The 16,023-nt window shown below is 40.4% G+C and carries 13 protein-coding genes, 2 tRNA genes and 2 rRNA genes; 13 read left to right on the forward strand and 4 right to left on the reverse strand.

What is annotated here, in order from left to right:
* Positions 1-83 precede the first annotated feature (83 nt).
* The 8 genes from BG04_RS12685 to tsaD all read left to right on the forward strand — a co-directional run bounded on the left by BG04_RS12685 (position 84) and on the right by tsaD (position 6,247).
* Positions 84-3,019: ribosomal RNA gene (locus tag BG04_RS12685) — 23S ribosomal RNA — on the forward strand.
* Positions 3,020-3,087: 68 nt separating this feature from the next.
* Positions 3,088-3,203 (forward strand): 5S ribosomal RNA (gene rrf, locus BG04_RS12690).
* 24 nt (positions 3,204-3,227) lie between these two features.
* Positions 3,228-3,304, forward strand: a tRNA-Met gene (locus tag BG04_RS12695).
* A gap of 4 nt (positions 3,305-3,308) precedes the next feature.
* Positions 3,309-3,384 (forward strand) — tRNA-Asp (locus BG04_RS12700).
* Positions 3,385-3,604: 220 nt separating this feature from the next.
* Positions 3,605-4,075: a tRNA (adenosine(37)-N6)-threonylcarbamoyltransferase complex ATPase subunit type 1 TsaE gene (gene tsaE / locus BG04_RS12705; protein ID WP_013081426.1), complete on the forward strand. Its 471-nt coding sequence runs from the start codon at positions 3,605-3,607 to the stop codon at positions 4,073-4,075.
* Entirely contained in the window at positions 4,072-4,770 is a 699-nt protein-coding gene (tsaB, locus tag BG04_RS12710; RefSeq protein ID WP_013081427.1) for a tRNA (adenosine(37)-N6)-threonylcarbamoyltransferase complex dimerization subunit type 1 TsaB, read from the forward strand. Before tsaE ends, tsaB begins: the two co-directional genes overlap by 4 nt.
* A gap of 14 nt (positions 4,771-4,784) precedes the next feature.
* Complete coding sequence (rimI, locus tag BG04_RS12715; RefSeq protein WP_034654811.1) at positions 4,785-5,234, forward strand: ribosomal protein S18-alanine N-acetyltransferase; 450 nt, start codon at positions 4,785-4,787, stop codon at positions 5,232-5,234.
* A complete protein-coding gene (gene tsaD / locus BG04_RS12720) occupies positions 5,231-6,247 on the forward strand; it encodes a tRNA (adenosine(37)-N6)-threonylcarbamoyltransferase complex transferase subunit TsaD (protein WP_026106485.1) in 1,017 nt (338 codons plus the stop codon). The genes rimI and tsaD overlap by 4 nt, the downstream gene beginning before the upstream one ends.
* 254 nt (positions 6,248-6,501) lie before the next feature.
* Here the strand turns inward: tsaD and BG04_RS12725 are convergent, their stop codons facing one another.
* Positions 6,502-8,436, reverse strand: coding sequence for an ABC-F family ATP-binding cassette domain-containing protein (locus BG04_RS12725; protein WP_034654816.1), 1,935 nt, complete (start codon positions 8,434-8,436; stop codon positions 6,502-6,504).
* A 458-nt stretch (positions 8,437-8,894) separates the two neighbouring features.
* Between BG04_RS12725 and BG04_RS12730 the strand changes: the two genes are divergently transcribed.
* The 3 genes from BG04_RS12730 to tatC are packed head-to-tail and all read left to right on the forward strand — an operon-like array spanning position 8,895 to position 10,543.
* Positions 8,895-9,533 (forward strand): redox-sensing transcriptional repressor Rex, encoded by a 639-nt coding sequence (locus tag BG04_RS12730; protein WP_013055021.1) that lies wholly within the window; start codon positions 8,895-8,897, stop codon positions 9,531-9,533.
* Between the two features lie 53 nt (positions 9,534-9,586).
* Positions 9,587-9,772, forward strand: coding sequence for a twin-arginine translocase TatA/TatE family subunit (tatA, locus tag BG04_RS12735; protein ID WP_013055022.1), 186 nt, complete (start codon positions 9,587-9,589; stop codon positions 9,770-9,772).
* 15 nt (positions 9,773-9,787) lie between these two features.
* The gene (gene tatC, locus BG04_RS12740; protein WP_013081431.1) at positions 9,788-10,543 is read left to right on the forward strand and encodes a twin-arginine translocase subunit TatC; all 756 of its coding nucleotides are present in this window, start codon (positions 9,788-9,790) and stop codon (positions 10,541-10,543) included.
* A 25-nt stretch (positions 10,544-10,568) separates the two neighbouring features.
* On the opposite strand, the gene BG04_RS12745 is transcribed toward tatC, so the two are convergent.
* Together BG04_RS12745 and BG04_RS12750 are read right to left on the reverse strand one after the other, a co-directional pair.
* A complete protein-coding gene (locus BG04_RS12745) occupies positions 10,569-10,796 on the reverse strand; it encodes a YdiK family protein (protein WP_034654818.1) in 228 nt (75 codons plus the stop codon).
* Positions 10,793-11,521, reverse strand: coding sequence for a CPBP family intramembrane glutamic endopeptidase (locus BG04_RS12750; protein WP_034654821.1), 729 nt, complete (start codon positions 11,519-11,521; stop codon positions 10,793-10,795). Before BG04_RS12750 ends, BG04_RS12745 begins: the two co-directional genes overlap by 4 nt.
* A 299-nt stretch (positions 11,522-11,820) precedes the next feature.
* Here BG04_RS12750 and groES point away from each other — a divergent pair, with 299 nt between their 5' ends.
* Both groES and groL read left to right on the forward strand, forming a co-directional pair.
* Positions 11,821-12,105 carry a co-chaperone GroES gene (gene groES / locus BG04_RS12755; protein WP_013055026.1) on the forward strand — a complete coding sequence of 95 codons (285 nt, stop codon included), beginning with the start codon at positions 11,821-11,823 and terminating at the stop codon, positions 12,103-12,105.
* Between the two features lie 67 nt (positions 12,106-12,172).
* Entirely contained in the window at positions 12,173-13,804 is a 1,632-nt protein-coding gene (gene groL / locus BG04_RS12760; RefSeq protein ID WP_013081432.1) for a chaperonin GroEL, read from the forward strand.
* Positions 13,805-14,142: 338 nt separating this feature from the next.
* Here the strand turns inward: groL and BG04_RS12765 are convergent, their stop codons facing one another.
* Entirely contained in the window at positions 14,143-15,930 is a 1,788-nt protein-coding gene (locus tag BG04_RS12765; protein ID WP_034654824.1) for a sigma-54-dependent transcriptional regulator, read from the reverse strand.
* Positions 15,931-16,023 lie beyond the last annotated feature (93 nt).

Raw genomic sequence — 16,023 nt, forward strand, 5'->3', positions numbered from 1 at the left:
GTAATTGCTGAGGAAAAGTGAAACTTTTCTTTAATCAAACCAATAAATAACACAACAATATGTTGTACCATTTATTCGCTAATGGTTAAGTTAGAAAGGGCGCACGGTGAATGCCTTGGCACTAGGAGCCGATGAAGGACGGGACTAACACCGATATGCTTCGGGGAGCTGTAAGTGAGCTTTGATCCGGAGATTTCCGAATGGGGAAACCCACTGTTCGTAATGGAACAGTATCTTTATCTGAATACATAGGATATTGAAGGCAGACCCGGGGAACTGAAACATCTAAGTACCCGGAGGAAGAGAAAGCAAATGCGATTTCCTGAGTAGCGGCGAGCGAAACGGAATTAGCCCAAACCAAGAGGCTTGCCTCTTGGGGTTGTAGGACACTCTATACGGAGTTACAAAGGAACGAAGTAAATGAAGCGACCTGGAAAGGTCCGTCGAAGAAGGTAACAACCCTGTAGTTGAAACTTCGTTCCCTCTTGAGTGGATCCTGAGTACGGCGGAACACGTGAAATTCCGTCGGAAGCTGGGAGGACCATCTCCCAAGGCTAAATACTACCTAGTGACCTATAGTGAACCAGTACCGTGAGGGAAAGGTGAAAAGCACCCCGGAAGGGGAGTGAAAGAGATCCTGAAACCGTGTGCCTACAAGTAGTCAGAGCCCGTTAACGGGTGATGGCGTGCCTTTTGTAGAATGAACCGGCGAGTTACGATCCCATGCAAGGTTAAGCTGATAAGGCGGAGCCGTAGCGAAAGCGAGTCTGAATAGGGCGTTTAGTATGTGGTTGTAGACCCGAAACCAGGTGATCTACCCATGTCCAGGGTGAAGTTCAGGTAACACTGAATGGAGGCCCGAACCCACGCACGTTGAAAAGTGCGGGGATGAGGTGTGGGTAGCGGAGAAATTCCAATCGAACCTGGAGATAGCTGGTTCTCTCCGAAATAGCTTTAGGGCTAGCCTCATGTTGTGAGAGTCTTGGAGGTAGAGCACTGATTGGACTAGGGGCCCCCAACGGGTTACCGAATTCAGTCAAACTCCGAATGCCAAAGACTTATCCATGGGAGTCAGACTGCGAGTGATAAGATCCGTAGTCAAAAGGGAAACAGCCCAGACCACCAGCTAAGGTCCCCAAGTATACGTTAAGTGGAAAAGGATGTGGAGTTGCTTAGACAACCAGGATGTTGGCTTAGAAGCAGCCACCATTTAAAGAGTGCGTAATAGCTCACTGGTCGAGTGACTCTGCGCCGAAAATGTACCGGGGCTAAACGTATCACCGAAGCTGTGGATTGACATCTTTGATGTCAGTGGTAGGAGAGCGTTCTAAGTGCAGCGAAGTCAGACCGTAAGGACTGGTGGAGCGCTTAGAAGTGAGAATGCCGGTATGAGTAGCGAAAGACAAGTGAGAATCTTGTCCACCGAATGCCTAAGGTTTCCTGAGGAAGGCTCGTCCGCTCAGGGTTAGTCGGGACCTAAGCCGAGGCTGAAAAGCGTAGGCGATGGCCAACAGGTTGATATTCCTGTACCACCTCCCCGCCGTTTGAGTAATGGGGGGACGCAGTAGGATAGGGTAAGCGCGCTGCTGGATATGCGCGTTCAAGCAGTTAGGCTGATGAGTAGGCAAATCCGCTCATCATAAAGGCTGAGCTGTGATGACGAGGGAATTATAGTACCGAAGTTCCTGATTCCACACTGCCAAGAAAAGCCTCTAGCGAGGCGGGAGGTGCCCGTACCGCAAACCGACACAGGTAGGCGAGGAGAGAATCCTAAGGTGATCGAGAGAACTCTCGTTAAGGAACTCGGCAAAATGACCCCGTAACTTCGGGAGAAGGGGTGCTCTGGTAGGGTGTATAGCCCGAGAGAGCCGCAGTGAATAGGCCCAGGCGACTGTTTAGCAAAAACACAGGTCTCTGCGAAGCCGCAAGGCGAAGTATAGGGGCTGACGCCTGCCCGGTGCTGGAAGGTTAAGAGGAGGGGTTATCCTTCGGGAGAAGCTCTGAATCGAAGCCCCAGTAAACGGCGGCCGTAACTATAACGGTCCTAAGGTAGCGAAATTCCTTGTCGGGTAAGTTCCGACCCGCACGAAAGGCGTAACGATCTGGGCACTGTCTCAACGAGAGACTCGGTGAAATTATAGTACCTGTGAAGATGCAGGTTACCCGCGACAGGACGGAAAGACCCCGTGGAGCTTTACTGTAGCCTGATATTGAATTTTGGTACAGCTTGTACAGGATAGGTAGGAGCCTGAGAAGCCGGAGCGCTAGCTTCGGTGGAGGCGTCGGTGGGATACTACCCTGGCTGTATTGAAATTCTAACCCGCGGCCCTGATCGGGCCGGGAGACAGTGTCAGGTGGGCAGTTTGACTGGGGCGGTCGCCTCCTAAAATGTAACGGAGGCGCCCAAAGGTTCCCTCAGAATGGTTGGAAATCATTCGTAGAGTGTAAAGGCACAAGGGAGCTTGACTGCGAGACCTACAAGTCGAGCAGGGACGAAAGTCGGGCTTAGTGATCCGGTGGTTCCGCATGGAAGGGCCATCGCTCAACGGATAAAAGCTACCCCGGGGATAACAGGCTTATCTCCCCCAAGAGTCCACATCGACGGGGAGGTTTGGCACCTCGATGTCGGCTCATCGCATCCTGGGGCTGTAGTCGGTCCCAAGGGTTGGGCTGTTCGCCCATTAAAGCGGTACGCGAGCTGGGTTCAGAACGTCGTGAGACAGTTCGGTCCCTATCCGTCGTGGGCGTAGGAAATTTGAGAGGAGCTGTCCTTAGTACGAGAGGACCGGGATGGACACACCGCTGGTGTACCAGTTGTCTTGCCAAAGGCATCGCTGGGTAGCTATGTGTGGACGGGATAAGTGCTGAAAGCATCTAAGCATGAAGCCCCCCTCAAGATGAGATTTCCCATAGCGCAAGCTAGTAAGATCCCTGAAAGATGATCAGGTTGATAGGTCAGAGGTGGAAGCGTGGCGACATGTGTAGCTGACTGATACTAATCGATCGAGGACTTAACCAAACTTTAAAAGCGTAAGCTTTACTCAGCAAACTGTTACCTAGTTTTGAGAGAACAATCTCATATAAATGTCTAGTGATAATGGCAAAGAGGTCACACCCGTTCCCATACCGAACACGGAAGTTAAGCTCTTTAGCGCCGATGGTAGTTGGGACTTTGTCCCTGTGAGAGTAGGACATCGCTAGGCATTTTTATTTTGCTTTTTTATCATCGCGGGGTGGAGCAGTTCGGTAGCTCGTCGGGCTCATAACCCGAAGGTCGCAGGTTCAAATCCTGTCCCCGCAACCAACATGGTCCCGTGGTGTAGCGGTTAACATGCCTGCCTGTCACGCAGGAGATCGCGGGTTCGATTCCCGTCGGGACCGCCATGTTTTAGAAACGAAACAATGTGTTTCGTCTTTTTTATTGTTTGAACCATTTTTATATAAAACTTTACCGTCCTTAGGAGCAATCCTAAGGAATTTTTTATATACAAAGAAATTTCCTTATAGAATTGCGATGTTAAAGATTGTTGGATTTCTTACTGGATATGTATAGTCCACAACGTTTACAATATATATATACAGGTTGAAGTGAGGTTCTGAATGAATGACAGAGATTAACGAATTTACGTTTATGTCTACGTCTCCTGATGAAACTAATCAGCTGGCTGCTCGTCTAGCAACTTTATTAGAAGCTGGTGACGTGCTGCTGCTTGAAGGCGATTTGGGAGCTGGAAAGACAACATTCACAAAAAGTTTAGCTAAAGGATTAGGAATTGAACGCAATGTGAATAGCCCGACATTTACGATCATTAAAGAATACAAAAGCGGTCGCCTTCCTCTTTATCATATGGATGTGTACCGTCTAGGGGATGAATTTGAAGACCTAGGGTTCGATGAGTATTTTGAAGGAGATGGCGTGACGGTCGTGGAGTGGGCTCATCTGATTGAAGAGCAGCTTCCTAATGAATATATTCAAATCAATATTTACCATGAAAACGAAACGACTCGTAAAATCCTTGTAAAAGCGATAGGGAGTCGGTACGTTGAAATATGTAAGGAGCTTTTTAAAAGATGAAAATGTTAGCCATTGATACATCCAATTTTGTCATGGGTGTTGCTGTCGTTGAAGAAAACAAAGTAATTGGAGAAATTATTACGAATCTAAAAAAGAATCACTCCGTTCGTGTGATGAACGCTGTGGAATCTTTGTTAAAGGACTGTGATATTGCGCCAAGCGAGCTAGACCGCGTTGTAGTGGCGCACGGTCCTGGGTCTTATACAGGTGTACGCATTGGCGTTACCATTGCCAAGACACTTGCTTGGACTTTAAATATTCCTTTAATAGGTGTATCTAGCCTTGAGGCACTAGCAGCAAACGGTCGCTATTTTGATGGGTATATTGCTCCGTTATTTGATGCGCGCCGTCAACAGCTTTATACAGGACTATATGAATGGAATAACGAACGAAGTCTTCTAGAAGTTGAAAGTGATCGACTTGTTATTAATAAGGACTGGGCGGAACATTTAAAGTCATACAACAAACCTATTTTATTCATAGGCAATGATCTTCCTATGCATGAAGAGACGTTAAAAGAAGTGCTGGGTGAACAAGCTGTATTTGCCCATGTTCAGCAGTTTAATCCAAGACCAAGTGAATTGGCTTTCTTAGGAATAAAGAAAGAGCCGCAGTCTGTGCATACTTTTGTTCCGAACTACATTCGTTTAGCTGAAGCGGAAGCCAACTGGCTTGCTTCACAGCAAAAAGGATAAAAGAAGGTATAAACATGAAACTAACAATTAAGTTTCGCTTAATGGAAGTTAAAGATATTGATCAAGTAGTGAAAATCGAAGAGAAGTCTTTTACGACACCTTGGAGTTCAGAAGCGTTTCAAAATGAGTTAACCAATAATCAATTTTCAACTTACATTGTGATGGAAGAAGGAGAAAATATTATTGGGTATTGCGGAACGTGGATTGTTATTGACGAAGCACATGTAACCAACATTGCCCTATTGCCAGACTACCGAGGTAAGGGACTCGGTGAATTGCTGCTGCGCAACGTGATGGACGTTCTTCGAAAACTAGGTGCTGCGTCAATGACATTAGAAGTTAGGGTATCTAATCATATTGCACAATCATTGTATCAAAAGCTAGGTTTTAAACCTGGAGGTATTCGTAAGAATTATTATTCTGATAACAATGAGGATGCATTAGTTATGTGGGTGAATTTATGAGTGAAAATCAATTAATTTTAGCATTAGAAACAAGCTGTGATGAGACAGCAGCGGCCGTGATTCGAAACGGTCATGAAATTGTAGCCAATGTGGTGGCATCACAAATAGAAAGCCATAAACGATTTGGCGGTGTCGTACCGGAGATTGCATCTCGTCATCATGTGGAACAAATTACGGTAGTAGTTGAAGAAACTTTAAATCAAGCGAACTTGACGTTTGCAGATATTGATGCAATAGCTGTAACGGAAGGACCTGGGCTTGTGGGAGCACTTCTTATTGGCGTAAATGCAGCCAAAGCGCTAGCATTTGCGCATCAAAAGCCATTAATTGGTGTTCATCATATTGCAGGACATATTTATGCAAATCAGTTAATCAAAAAATTAGAATTCCCGCTTTTATCGCTAGTTGTATCTGGAGGGCATACGGAGCTTGTATACATGGAAAGTCACGGTCAGTTTAAAGTAATTGGTGAAACGAGAGATGATGCAGCAGGAGAAGCCTACGATAAAGTAGCCCGCACGTTAAACCTTCCATATCCAGGTGGACCGCATATTGACCGCCTTGCACATGAAGGAGAGCCATTAATTGATTTGCCGCGTGCTTGGCTAGAAGAAGGATCCTATGATTTTAGTTTCAGTGGGTTAAAATCAGCAGTTATTAACACTGTCCACAACGCGAAGCAAAAAGGTGAAGAAATTCTTCCACAAACGCTTGCTGCTAGCTTTCAAGCGAGTGTTATTGATGTGTTAGTAACTAAAACGGTTAAAGCTGCAAAGGAATATAACGTTAAGCAAGTGTTAGTAGCAGGAGGAGTTGCTGCTAATAAAGGACTTAGAGCAGCGCTAGAAGAGGCATTTGTACCATTATCAAACATTGAGCTTATTATCCCGCCGCTGTCTCTATGCACGGATAATGCCGCAATGATTGGAGCAGCGGCAAGTGTACGATTTGCTCAAGGAAAACGCTCAGATATGTCATTAAACGCAAACCCCGGTTTAGACTTGGAAGAGTAAGAGACGAGTGAGATTTATTTCTCATTCGTCTTTTTTGTGGGTAAAAATAATTTATCAACAATATTCAATAAATTTAGAATTGCCTGTGGATAATTATGTGGAAAAGTCCGTGTACTCAGTACACGGACATGTTATCAACAAGTTTTAATTATGAAAATCAGACAGATATCCACTATTTATTCACATAGTGGATAAAGCTTGTTCTAAAGGGCACGAACAAGTAAATAGGGCGAATAAATACGAAAAAATACAGGCTATTCTTCTAGAAGCAGCTGTAATTCTTCCCACTCTTCCATTAATGTGGATAACTGTGAAGAAATTTTTTCATTTTCACCGTTCAATCTTGATACTTCTTCGTGGTTTTGATAAATTTCAGGATCACAAAGAAGTTCTTCATTCTCCGCTTGTGCGGCTTCTAATTTGTTTACTTCAGTTTCAATTTCTTCAATTCGGCGCGTTCGCTGCCTCATCAATTTCTTTTGTTCTTTATCTTGTTTATAGGACTGTTTATCTACTTTTACCGTACGTTCTTCGTTTGCTTTTATATTTTCTAATTCTTTGATTTCCTCTATTTCTGCTTTCTTTTCGACATAATAGTCATAATCTCCAAGAAATTCTTCTACCCCTTCAGGAGATAGCTCTGCTATTTTGTTTGCAATACGATTAATAAAATAACGGTCATGTGAAACAAATAATAGAGTCCCTGGGTAATCAATTAATGCATTCTCGAGTACTTGTTTGCTATCTAAATCAAGATGGTTAGTAGGTTCATCTAAAATTAAGAAATTAGCTTTTTGAAGCATAAGCTTCGAAAGAGCCAAACGTGCTTTTTCACCACCGCTAAGCGTCGAAACGATTTTCAGTACATCATCACCTGAAAACAGAAAATTTCCAAGCGCTGTACGAATTTCTTTTTCAGGTTTGGATGGGTAGTCATCCCAAAGCTCATTTAAAACGGTTTTATTAGAAGTTAAATTAGCTTGCTCTTGGTCGTAATAACCAACCATTACGTTTGAGCCAAAAGAAATGGTTCCAGTCTTGAAGCTTAGTTTATCCACAATACCTTTTAATAACGTAGATTTCCCAACTCCATTAGGGCCAACCAATGCAAGGCTTTCACCTTTTTTAATCCGAAGGTTTGCCTCTTGGACGACGTATTTGTGTTCATCATATCCGATAGACACGTTTTCGAGATTTAAGACTTCATTTCCGCTTTGACGCTCAATTTCAAACGAAAAACTAGCTGATTTTTCGCCTTCGTTAGGTCGATTTATTAACTCTATTCGATCGAGCTGTTTCCGTCTGCTTTGCGCACGTTTTGTAGTCGATGCGCGGGCGATATTTCGCTGAATAAAATCATTCAGTTTTGCGACTTCATCTTGCTGCTTTTCGTACTGACGCAACTCTTTTTCATATCGCTCTGCTTTTTGTACAAGGTATTTAGAGTAGTTGCCCGTGTACTTGACCGTTGTTTTTTTTGTGACTTCATACACTTGATTTACGACTTTATCAAGGAAGTAACGATCGTGTGAAACAATTAAAATAGCTCCTTCATACCCTTGCAGAAACTGTTCCAGCCATGCTAAAGTTTCAATATCTAAGTGGTTGGTAGGCTCATCCAGAATAAGCAAGTCTGGCTTTGTTAAAAGCAGTTTTGCAAGAGCCAAGCGCGTTTTTTGTCCACCGCTCAAGGAGGAAATAGGGGTGCTATAGTCAAAGTTTGAAAAACGGAAACCGTGAAGAATAGATCGTGTATCCGCTTCATATTGATAGCCGCCTAAATCTTTGAACGTTACTTGAAGCTGATCGTACTCTTTGGTTAGTTTTTCGTATTGAACTGAATCATTAAAAATGTCTGGATCGCCCATCTTCGTTTCAAGCGTACGTAATTCTTTTTCCATCTTCTTTAATGGAGCAAAGACCGTCATCATTTCTTCCCATATGGAGAGTGTTGACTCAAGAACTGTATCTTGTCCCATATAATCAATGGAAACACCTTTAGGTTTAATAATTTCTCCGCTGTCATAAGAAAGCTGCTCAGCAATAATTTTTAATAAAGTTGATTTACCAGCACCGTTTCGTCCCACTAGGGCAATGCGGTCTTTTGATTGTACTTCTAACTTTATATTCGATAAAATGGGTTCTGCCCCATAGTATTTTGTAATACCGTTCAATTGTAGAATAATCATTTTTTCACCTCTAGTAGTATATCCATAGTGTATTTTAACATATTTTCAACTACAAGTTCTTCCTACAAGCGTTTGTAATTTGTAGAGGGACAAGGACAAATGATGAAGCGAATGTTTTGATTCATGAAATAAAATGATTTTACCTGCACATTTTATACAGGATACTATGTTAAAATAAGAGATAAGTGCATCTCTGAACTTATATATGATGGATGTAGAAAACCCGTCATGACTAACAAACGGATCCTTTGAAGGGCTAATTGCTTCGTTCTAACTACCGACTTTAAGTAGTGCTGGATAGCCAAAAGGAGTCGGGGTATGAAGCGGAGTATATATAAAACAAGAGAAAAGAGAGAGAATTGGAAGCGCTACCTCGGAGCGGTTGAGGCTTTGTGAAAGGTAATGCAATATGACTTGAAAATGTTAGTAATGACATACATGAACTGAGGGGGTACAACGTGAACACTGAACAATTAAAAATACCACAAGCAACGGCTAAACGATTGCCGCTTTATTATCGTTTTTTAAAAAACTTGCATGCTTCTGGTAAACAGCGTGTTTCGTCAGCGGAGTTAAGTGAGGCAGTGAAAGTTGATTCTGCTACTATTCGTCGGGATTTTTCTTACTTTGGAGCATTAGGGAAAAAGGGATACGGCTACAATGTAAATTATTTACTTACATTTTTCCGTAAAACGTTAGACCAAGATGAAGTAACGAAAGTAGCACTGATTGGCGTAGGGAATCTGGGAACGGCCTTTTTAAATTATAATTTTATTAAAAATAATAACACCAAAATTGAGTGCGCTTTTGATGTGATAGAAGATAAAGTCGGTACAAAAGTAGGCGACGTGCCGGTTTATCACCTTGACCAATTGGAAGATTATATGAGTGATGATATCTCAGTGGCGATTTTAACCGTTCCTGCCACTGTGGCTCAGCAAATTACCGATCGTTTAGTGAATTGCGGAATTAAAGGGATTTTAAACTTCACTCCTGCACGCTTAAACGTACCGGATGAGATTCGACTGCATCATATTGATCTGGCTGTAGAATTACAGTCGCTTGTCTACTTTTTGAAAAATTATCCTGTTGAATAAGATGGACTGTGTTACGATTTCCTTAAGTCTAAATTAATAAGGAGAGTGGGAATATGGGGATTGGAGCAGGTAGTTGGATTATTATTGCGATTGTAGCACTGCTTATTTTTGGACCGAAACGGTTACCGGAGCTAGGAAGATCAGTCGGGCAAACGCTTAGAGAGTTTAAGCATGCCGCTAGCGGTGCATCAGAAGATCGTGAAAAAGATAAACAGCGTCAAGTAGATGACAAAGAGTAAAAGGGTGATCATAGTATGACCGAACAAGAAATGTCAATATATGATCATATAGGAGAGCTGCGAAAACGCATTTTAATTGTTTTATTTTTCTTTGTCATTGCCACAATTGGCGGCTTTTTTATAGCGGATAAGGTTATTGTCTATTTACAGCATGCTGATGAGGCAAAAAATTTAACGATGAATGCATTTAGGCTAACAGATCCAGTTAAGATTTATATGCAGTTTGCTGTTATTATCGGCTGTGTACTTGCAGCTCCTGTTGCACTGTATCAACTTTGGGCATTTGTTAGTCCTGGTTTATATGAAAAAGAGCGTAAGGTAACGCTTGGATATATTCCTGTTTCCATTTTTCTCTTTATCGGCGGTGTCTCTTTTTCTTATTTTGTGTTGTTTCCATTTGTCGTCGATTTTATGACGCGGGTTTCCGATGAGCTGAATGTAAACCAAGTGATTGGCATTAATGAATACTTTTCTTTTTTAATGCAGCTCACACTGCCTTTTGGCCTGTTGTTTCAGCTTCCTGTCGTCGTCATGTTTTTGACGCGATTAGGAATTATAACGCCTATGTTTTTATCTCAAATTCGAAAGTATGCCTATTTCGTACTGCTAGTTATTGCCGCACTGATTACACCACCGGAATTGCTCTCGCACATGATGGTGACAGTGCCGCTCTTAATTTTGTATGAAATCAGCATCATTATTTCCCGCATTTCGTATCGCAAAGTGTTAAAGGCAAGGGCAGAGCAAGAAAGAGAAGATGTTAGTATGTAAAAAAACCACTGAAACAGTGGTTTTTTTATTTAGATGAATCATCTTGATTTTTATATTGCTGCTGCAACTTTTTAACTTTATAGTGCAAGATAAAAATGCGAACCGCAAATCTGAAATCGAATGCGGCTACGAGTGCAAATAAGATCGTAGGGAAGTTCCACACGGTTTCCTGAGCATTTTGAATAGCCAGGTAGGTGAATAAAATCCCCATAATAATATAAATAAACCCTCGTGTTAAAGGGATATTCTTCATAAAAACATGCCTCCAAAAATAAACTGCATTTGTTCTGCTTGCTTTTGCATTTCTATAATTTTATCTGCAAAAATAGTTTGAGATAAAATAACGATTGTATTCATCAACACGTGAGCAATAATGGGTACAATAATTAGTTTTGTTCTTGCATAAAGGAATGCAAATACAAATCCCATGGCTGTATACACGAGCAAATGTTTAAAATCCCAGTGTACGGCAGCGAAAATAAGGGAACTAATAAATGCAGAGATAAAAAAATTATATCGTTTGTGAAGAGAACCGAAAATAATCTTTCGAAAAATAATCTCTTCTAGAATTGGTCCAATAACAGACGTAACGACAATAAGGAACGGCGTTGCTTTAACAAGATTAACAATGTTTTGTGTATTTTCAGATACTTGGGTAATGCCAAGAGCGTGCTCAATCATCCCTGCTACAGCTTGACCAGCCATAGCCAGGAACACCCCAAGGACTGACCAGACCACAGTTACCGTTGTTCCCGCATGTTCTATACGCATGGACATGTCACGGCGCAGCAGCAGTAAGACAATAAGTAAACCAAGGATAAAGCTAATGATGGTCCAATAAGTCAAAAGCATGACAGTCGCTGTTCGAACTGGATATTGATCAAACATTCCTGTTAATTTTAACAGCGGTATACCAACAACTCCTGAAAACTGCATAAGGATGTAGGTGAGGATAACATACCAATAACGTTTTTCCAATCTTCTATACTCCTTTAAAAGGTTTTTATGTATATATGTCGAAGAAGTACTGTAAAGTTAGTAATTTCTTCTTGCTCGTATTGTAACATACATATTATTGAACAGAGAAAAGAATGCTTTATTTCTCAAAATCGTCAAAATCTAAGACTATTATATGTAGTTTTCGTAAATTTTAAATTTTTTTTGTTTAATACTTGCAAAAAAAACCCACTTTGTTTTAATATAATAATTGTGTTAGCACTCGTTGAGCTTGAGTGCTAATAAAAATGCAAACATATTATTTGAGGAGGTTGTTTCACTTGTTAAAGCCATTAGGTGATCGCGTAGTGATTGAACTTGTAAAATCTGAGGAAAAAACAGCAAGCGGTATCGTGTTACCGGACAGTGCAAAAGAAAAACCACAAGAGGGTAAAATTGTTGCTGTTGGTACAGGCCGAGTATTAGAAAGCGGTGAGCGTGTAGCTTTAGAAGTAGCTGCGGGCGATCGTATCATCTTCTCAAAATATGCGGGTACTGAAGTGAAATACGAAGGTACTGAATACTTAATTTTACGCGAAAGCGATATTTTAGCTGTAATCGGCTAATTTTAACCACAAACTTATCATACGTAAAAAATAGATTATTAAGAAAATCTTGAGGAGGTCAAAGAACATGGCAAAAGACATTAAATTTAGCGAAGAAGCACGTCGCGCAATGCTACGTGGTGTAGACACATTGGCAAATGCTGTAAAAGTAACGCTTGGACCAAAAGGTCGTAACGTTGTATTAGAAAAGAAATTCGGTTCACCGCTTATTACAAATGACGGTGTAACAATTGCAAAAGAAATCGAATTAGAAGACGCATTTGAAAATATGGGTGCTAAATTAGTAGCCGAAGTTGCTAGCAAAACAAACGACGTCGCTGGTGACGGTACAACTACTGCAACAGTTTTAGCGCAAGCAATGATCAGAGAAGGTCTTAAAAACGTAACGGCTGGTGCTAACCCAATGGGTATCCGTAAAGGTATGGAAAAAGCAGTAGCTGTAGCGGTTGAAGAACTAAAAGCAATCTCTAAACCAATTCAAGGTAAAGATTCAATTGCTCAAGTAGCGGCTATCTCAGCAGCTGACGAAGAAGTAGGTCAATTAATTGCTGAAGCAATGGAGCGCGTTGGTAACGACGGCGTTATCACACTTGAAGAATCAAAAGGTTTCACAACTGAATTAGAAGTGGTAGAAGGTATGCAGTTTGACCGTGGATATGCATCTCCTTACATGGTAACTGATTCAGATAAAATGGAAGCTGTATTAGATGATCCATACATCTTAATCACAGACAAAAAAATCGGTAACATTCAAGAAATCTTACCGGTATTAGAGCAAGTTGTTCAACAAGGCAAGCCCCTATTAATCATCGCTGAAGACGTAGAAGGCGAAGCTTTAGCAACATTAGTTGTGAACAAACTTCGTGGTACATTCACAGCTGTAGCTGTTAAAGCTCCTGGTTTCGGTGATCGTCGTAAAGCAATGCTACAAGACGTTGCGATCTTAACAGGCGGAGAAGTAATCACTGAAGAGCTTGGTCTCGACCTAAAAACAGCAAGCATTGATCAATTAGGTCGCGCTTCTAAAATTGTTGTAACAAAAGAAAATACAACGGTTGTAAACGGTGCAGGAAACGCAGAAGACATCCTAGCACGCGTAAACCAAATCAAAGCTCAGCTTGAAGAAACAACTTCAGAGTTTGACCGTGAAAAATTACAAGAGCGCTTAGCAAAACTTGCTGGTGGCGTAGCTGTAATTAAAGTGGGTGCGGCAACTGAAACTGAGTTAAAAGAACGTAAATTACGTATTGAAGATGCATTAAACTCTACGCGTGCTGCGGTTGAAGAAGGTATCGTAGCTGGTGGTGGTACTGCATTAGTAAATATCTATAATAAAGTAGCAAGCATCGAAGCTGACGGTGACACTGCTACAGGTATCAACATTGTATTACGTGCGATCGAAGAGCCTGTACGTCAAATCGCTCACAATGCTGGTTTAGAAGGATCAGTAATCGTTGAGCGTCTAAAAGGCGAAGCAGTTGGAACTGGATTCAATGCTGCAACTGGCGAGTGGGTAAACATGCTAGACACTGGTATCGTTGACCCAACAAAAGTAACGCGTTCAGCTCTTCAAAATGCTTCTTCTGTAGCGGCTATGTTCTTAACAACTGAAGCAGTTGTTGCTGACAAGCCAGAAGAAGGCGGAGCACCTGCAATGCCTGACATGGGCGGCATGGGTGGAATGGGCGGCATGATGTAATAGCCGCTCAATCCCTTGACATCCAGGGACTTGAGAGAGAGTTGCTAACAAAATAGCAAAATCAGTATAAATATAAGAGGCTTCTCATTAGTTGTTCAAACTTTTGAGAAGCCTCTTTTTATTCCATCTGATAAGTCATAATTAAAAGGGCAAGGCATCTTGTCTCAGCGGCACGTACAACAACTAATTACGAATAGGACACGGTATTAGATGGGAGGAGATAAATGGATTTGTATATTGAAAAGCTTGGTTAAAGACGATCATTTTATCGTAAGCACATAAGCTGAAAGACTGGGGAAAAAATCACTTTCCGGGTTTTTTAGCTAAGAAAAGCATTTTTATTTATTTAAATATCTCCATAACGTCGTTCGACTGATGCCCAGCTGCTCAGCTGCTAACGTTTGGTTGCCGTTATGATAATCAAGTACTAGCTGGATTATATCCAAATTAAATTCATGTAATGTTTTGCTATTGTTAAATAAAATGTTCATTCCATCTTCTGAATTAGACATATTTTCGACCATTTGTTGTTTGCCCAAAATACTGTTGACAGTATTACTAGTTATATATAGGGATTTAGCTAAGTAAACTAGTTCGGTTAGAACTTGCTTTAACTGTTTGAAATTACCGGGCCAATTATATTGTGAGAGAGCAGTCAGGGCACTAGGCTCGTAACCTACAATATCCGTATTGTTTTCAATATTTACCTTATTTAAAAACATCGTTAATATAGCCGATAGTTCATTTCTTCTTTCTCTTAGTGGAGGTAGAAGAAAACTTATCGAATTCATTCGGCTCATTAATTCTTTATAAAATTCTGATGTGCGACCTTCCGATGTTTTTTCGCAAATAAAGATGAGTCGGTTATTTACGTGTAAGTTAGTATATTCAATAATAGTGAGTAACTTTTCAAAGTTTTCATGTGAAATTTTATCAAAACGATTAAACTGGATTGTATTACCATATTCAAGAAAAGGACCGTTATTTGTATTTAAAAGGTGTTTCCACATGGCATCATTTAGTAAGTGCGAATTAATAGCTACTAATGTATGATTGTTATTTTTCTGACTGGTGAATACACATTGAGATACGATATCTTTCCCCGTACCTCTTTCTCCTAATAATATAATCGGCGAATTATTTGAATTCATTTGTTTAATTTTATTGTTAATATCATCTGTGATAATCGGATTTTTATATAAATTATTATTTAATTTTTTTTCTACTTCTGACTTATCTTCATATGTAACACCAAATTTAGAATTCATGATAGGTGTTACAGATTTTTGCACAATAACAATATAAAAAACATCATTTTTCTCTTTTGAACGATTTACTTTTAAGTTATATACAGTGTTGTTTACTGAATGATAAAAAGTATGTGATTGAGTAAATGAGGTCGTCTCTTTTTTATTAAGCAAATAATTATAGATTGAGGCATTCGTTTCGGAATCTAAACTTGAATAAATCAACTCAAACTGACTGGATAAAATTAAACAGTCAGTTTTAAATTTTTCAATGGCTTCTGTAAGTAAGTTATTTTGTAATTTTAATTTTTGAAGGTGCATATTTAACTCTATTGCTTGTTCATAAGTACGTTTAATACTTTCACTTCCTGATGTAATAAGAATCGTATTTAAAGAAATTTCTAGTGCGAGTTTGTTCGTTATTGCATCACAAAGCACTAATTCAATCCCTTTTTTCTCCAATGACTTTAGTAGACCTAAATGATCACTAGAATCATCAATGGTGTATATTTCCACAGAATAGTCTAATATGTCACAAATTAAATGAGCTGTTTCAGTAATACTCGAATAACCTACAATAGCAAATTTAGAGGTATAGTTCTTTGCTAGTTTGATCGCTCCTAAAATGTCATATACGGATATCGAAACATCTATAACGGGTATAGAGATATTCTTCCTGATTAAGTCAGCAGTACCTCCCCTTGATATAACAATATCATAATCGTTATGAATCATCTCCAAGGCCAGGTTTTTTCCTTCATGTAAATCACCAGTATACGTATTTAGTGAAATATTAGAAAATATGGATCCTACATTTTCCATTGAGTGTCTTAACTCTTCATAAGGTGCGATACCAAGGATTTTTGTTATGTGTTGCAAAGTTATCCCCCCCCGAATGTTTCATTTTTAAACAATTTATCACTAATTCCTGAAAAATGATAGCGTTTTCTTTGCTATAGTTTCAAAATGTAA

Origin of the sequence: Priestia megaterium NBRC 15308 = ATCC 14581 (genome assembly GCF_000832985.1) — a bacterium.
GTDB lineage: Bacteria > Bacillota > Bacilli > Bacillales > Bacillaceae_H > Priestia > Priestia megaterium.